The organism is Streptomyces sp. P5F9, assembly GCF_057961495.1.
On sequence record NZ_JBXVPZ010000815.1, the window covers coordinates 1 to 2,211 of the forward strand.

Annotated in this window: 2 protein-coding genes; both read left to right on the forward strand. The window is 69.5% G+C overall.

Annotated features, from left to right (window positions below; translation table 11 throughout):
• On the forward strand, positions 1-807 hold an 807-nt coding region (locus tag AC31A1_RS50445; protein WP_489659756.1), incomplete at its 5' end, for an ion channel protein.
• A gap of 39 nt (positions 808-846) precedes the next feature.
• The coding region (gene gad / locus AC31A1_RS50450; RefSeq protein ID WP_489659757.1) for a glutamate decarboxylase at positions 847-2,211 on the forward strand (1,365 nt) is incomplete at its 3' end.

Below are 2,211 nucleotides of genomic sequence, written 5' to 3' on the forward strand. Positions count from 1 at the left end.
GCGCTGGCGGAGTCGGCGACGATCGGGGCGCTGTTCGGGACGCCGGTCGCGGCGGCACTGCTCATCTCGGAGGCGCTGGCCGGGCGGCAGACCAAGGGAGCCCTGTGGGACAACGTGTTCGCGCCGCTCGCCGCGGCCGGGGCGGGCGCCATGACGACCACCCTGGTGGCCCATCCGACCTTCGACCTGCATCTGCCCGCGTTCGGCAGACCCGGCTGGGGCGATCTGCTGGCCGTCCTGGTGCTGGCACCCCTGGCGGCGGCGCTCGGCATGGTGGCCGTCTACCTCTTCCCGTACGCCCACGGCGCCTTCTCCCGCCTCAGACACCCCATGCTGGCGCTGCCGGCCGGAGGACTGGTCCTGGGCCTCCTGGCGGCCGTGGGCGGCCATCTGACGCTCTTCAAGGGACTGGACGAGGTCGGGGAGCTCGCGGCAGACCCCGAGGGCTGGTCGGCGGGCCAGTTCGCGACGATGACCGTCGTGAAACTGGCGGCACTGCTGGTCGCCGCGTCCTGCGGCTTCCGGGGCGGCCGGATCTTCCCTTCCGTCTTCATCGGCGTCGCGTTCGGCCTCTTCGCCCACGCGGTCGTGCCCGCCGTGGACCCGGCACTCGCGGTCGCCGCGGGCGTCCTGGGCATGCTCCTGGCGATCACCCGACAAGGCTGGGTGAGCCTCTTCACGGCCGCGGTCCTGGTGGCCTCCCCGGCGATCCTCGCCCTTCTCTGCATCGCCTCGCTGCCGGCCTGGCTGCTGGTGACCGGGAGACCGCAGATGCAGTTGCGCGCGGACGGAACTCCGGTTCGCTAGTACCCGTTGGTTCTTTTGATCCTTATCGGAGGCACGCCCATGCCGTTGCACAAAGGTCCCGAGAAGCCCGACGAGCGCCCGATGTCGGTGAACCCCTTCTTCGGGGAGGCCAATCCGGTCGGCGGCATGACCGAGGCGCCGCCCAAACACCGGCTGCCGGACGGGCCGTTGGCGCCGATGACGGCGGCCCAGCTCGTGCACGACGAGCTGATGCTGGACGGCAACTCCCGCCTGAACCTGGCGACTTTCGTCACCACCTGGATGGAGCCGGAAGCCGGCGTCCTGATGGCGGAGTGCCGGGACAAGAACATGATCGACAAGGACGAGTACCCCCGCACAGCGGAGCTGGAGAAGCGCTGCGTGGCCATGCTCGCCGACTTGTGGAACGCACCGGACCCGTCAACCGCCGTCGGCTGTTCGACAACCGGCTCCAGCGAGGCCTGCATGCTCGCCGGAATGGCCCTCAAGCGCCGCTGGACTCAGCGCAACAAGGACCGCTACCCGGCCGCCCGCCCGAACCTGGTGATGGGGGTCAACGTCCAGGTCTGCTGGGAGAAGTTCTGCAACTTCTGGGAGGTCGAAGCGCGCCAAGTCCCCATGGATGGCGACCGTTTCCACCTCGACCCCCAGGCCGCCGCCGAACTCTGCGACGAGAACACGATCGGCGTGGTCGGCATCCTCGGCTCCACCTTCGACGGTTCCTACGAGCCGATCGCCGACCTGTGCGCCGCCCTCGACGTGCTCCAGGAGCGCACGGGCCTCGACATCCCGGTCCACGTGGACGGCGCGTCCGGCGCCATGGTCGCGCCCTTCCTGGACCCGGACCTGATCTGGGACTTCCGCCTCCCCCGCGTGGCCTCGATCAACACCTCGGGACACAAGTACGGCCTGGTCTACCCCGGCGTCGGCTGGGCCCTGTGGCGCGACAAGGATGCCCTCCCCGAGGAACTCGTCTTCCGCGTCAACTACTTGGGCGGCGACATGCCCACCTTCGCCCTCAACTTCTCCCGCCCCGGCGCCCAAGTAGTAGCCCAGTACTACACATTCCTGCGCCTGGGCCACGAGGGCTACCGCGCGGTCCAACAGTCCACCCGAGACGTGGCCCGAGGCCTCGCAGACCGCATCGAGGCCCTGGGCGACTTCAAACTCCTCACCCGGGGCGACGAGTTGCCGGTCTTCGCCTTCACCACAGCCCCGGACGTCACGACGTACGACGTGTTCGACATCTCCCGCCGCCTACGAGAACACGGCTGGCTGGTCCCGGCGTACACCTTCCCGGCCAACCGCGAGGACCTCTCGGTCCTACGGGTCGTATGCCGCAACGGCTTCTCGGCAGACCTGGCCGAACTGTTCCTCGACGACCTGACCCGCCTCCTCCCCGAACTACGCCGCCAGCCCCACCCC